Source organism: Bacillus sp. LSHTCR4, assembly GCF_057197025.1.
This window is the reverse complement of record NZ_JBXUNO010000017.1, coordinates 1-2,519: the sequence shown is the minus strand read 5'-3', so window position 1 is coordinate 2,519 and position 2,519 is coordinate 1. Positions and strand designations below refer to the sequence as shown.

The following is a 2,519-nucleotide window of genomic DNA, read 5'->3' as shown; positions in this document are numbered from 1 at the left end:
GCTCTCTAGCGCCGATGGTAGTTGGGACCTTGTCCCTGTGAGAGTAGGACGTCGCCAAGCAAGCTTAAGACGAGTCAGAATGACTCGTCTTTTTTGTGTTTCTAACTTCTTATTAGCCTCGAGTTATCCTTTTGTATTCAATTTCTTTCATCATTTTCGATGTGTAGTTTCAGATTTTCTATTTTATTTTTTGTGGAAGCAATCTATTGGTGTGTTAAAATAGTACCGTTATTTTTTGAGTGCTTTAATATAGGGATATTTAATTTTTAAAAAGGAGATAATATGAAAAAGATAGGTATAATTACTATAGTAGTCTTAATCCTTCTAGTGATTGTGTATATGTTAGTTGGAAATTATTTTTATAACTATGCGTTGAATGCGAAACAAGAAAAAGAATTTTTGGAAGATAATCCTCATTTAGTAGAAACGGTAAATGCATCGGGAGATGCATTGGCTACAAATGAAGAGAAGAATGCGAACTTCGTATCAAAGTATAAGCCTAACACATTAACTATACGTTCTTTCGATAAACTGAATTTAACAGGTTATGAATATATGAATGAACAATCTAGTCATAAATGGGCGATTGTAGTTCATGGATACAATGGTAGGGCATCAGAAATGACGAAATATATTCGTAACTTTTATGAACAAGGCTATAATGTCATAGCACCAGATCTTCGTGGGCACGGGAATAGTGAAGGGGATTATGTTGGTATGGGCTGGCATGATCGTAAAGACATTTTGATTTGGATTCAACAAATTGTAAAGAAAGATCCTAATGCTGAAATAGCACTATTTGGTGTTTCGATGGGCGCGGCAACTGTAATGATGACCTCAGGTGAGGATTTACCTTCTAACGTTAAAGTTATTATTGAAGATTGTGGGTACTCAACTGTTGTTGATGAATTTACGTATCAATTAAAAGATCTATTCCACTTGCCGAAGTTTCCTGTTATGAATGCGGCAAATACAGTTACAAAATTAAGAGCTGGATATGATTTAGAAGAAGCTTCAGCTATTAAACAAGTTGCAAAAAGTAAAACACCGATGCTATTCATTCACGGGGATGCGGATACATTCGTTCCTTTTGAAATGTTAGATGAAGTATATAATGCTGCAAAAGTAGAAAAAGAGAAATTAATTGTTCCAGGTGCTGGACATGGAGAAGCTGAGAAGATAGATTCAAATACGTATTGGAATACCGTATGGAAGTTCGTGGGAAGATATATTCAAGCATAATTAGATTTATATATACGATAATCAGAAGGTAATACTTTTGATTATCGTTTTTCTATTTATAAATTTATTTTAGGTTGTAGTATATAAGGCTTGAAGCATAAATTTTTGAATTCCTTAGTGCCAGTGCTACAATGATTGAAAACTACATGTTAATGAGGTGTTTCTATGAAAATTGAAGTATGGTCAGATTTTGTATGCCCGTTTTGCTACATTGGGAAACGTAGATTAGAAGTAGCTTTAGAGCAATTTCCTCATAAGAAGGATGTTGAAGTTGAGTTTAAAAGTTTTGAATTAGACCAAAATGCTCCAATCTATTCTGGAACAAGTATTAATGAAGTACTTGCATCAAAGTATGGGATTAGTATTGAAGAAGCGAAACGTAATAACGTGCAGCTAGGTAATCATGCAGCTAGTATGGGTTTAAGTTTTAATTTTGATGAGATGAAGCCGACGAACACTTTTGATGCGCATCGTCTTGCGAAATTTGCAAAGGATCAAGGGAAAGAAAAAGAGATTACGGAAAATCTACTTTTTGCATATTTCACTGAATCAAGAAATTTAAGTGATGTGGATACGCTCGCTACTATAGCTGAAGCTTCAGGTCTAGACAAACAAGAAGCTTTACAGGTTATTAATGATAAAAGCGCATATGCAAATGATGTTAGAGTTGATGAAGCGATTGCTCAGCAATATCAAATTTTAGGAGTACCTTATTTTATTATTAATCAAAAGTATGCTATTTCAGGTGCACAACCACTTGAAACTTTTGTTGGTGCACTTCAGCAAGTGTGGGAAGAAGAGAATCCTGTACCTAAGTTACAAGAGCTTTCTTCAGAAGGTGGAAGCGATATGTCTTGTACAGATGAAAGCTGTTCGGTACCTTCAAAAGAACAATAGTTTTTATGATGGAAAGCAACCCATAGAGTATTATATGGGTTGCTTATATATTCTGATAGAAGAGGTATGTAAATAGGGTTTTAAAAAAATGAAGTTTTTTTAAAAAACGTATTGACGATTAATACTTAGAGGTGTAATATAGAACAAGTCGCCGATGACAATAACGTCGAAAGCGACAAACGAAATAAAAAACTTAGTTGACATTAACTAACGAAGATGTTAACATAAGGAAGTCGCAAATGAGCGGCCAAGTAGTTCTTTGAAAACTGAACGAAACAAACAACGTGAAACGTCAATTTTTATTTTTAGATGCTAGACAAACTAACTTTATTGGAGAGTTTGATCCTGGCTCAGGATGAACGCTGGCGGCGTGCCTAATA

At 34.6% G+C, this 2,519-nt stretch carries 2 protein-coding genes; both read left to right on the top strand.

Annotation, left to right across the window (positions count from 1 at the left end; all coding sequences use genetic code 11):
- Positions 1–282 precede the first annotated feature (282 nt).
- The gene (locus tag AC2CGR_RS28110) at positions 283–1,242 is read left to right on the top strand and encodes an alpha/beta hydrolase (RefSeq protein ID WP_087963829.1); all 960 of its coding nucleotides are present in this window, start codon (positions 283–285) and stop codon (positions 1,240–1,242) included.
- Between the two features lie 165 nt (positions 1,243–1,407).
- Positions 1,408–2,139 carry a DsbA family oxidoreductase gene (locus AC2CGR_RS28105; RefSeq protein ID WP_484481376.1) on the top strand — a complete coding sequence of 244 codons (732 nt, stop codon included), beginning with the start codon at positions 1,408–1,410 and terminating at the stop codon, positions 2,137–2,139.
- The last annotated feature ends 380 nt before the right edge of the window (positions 2,140–2,519 follow it).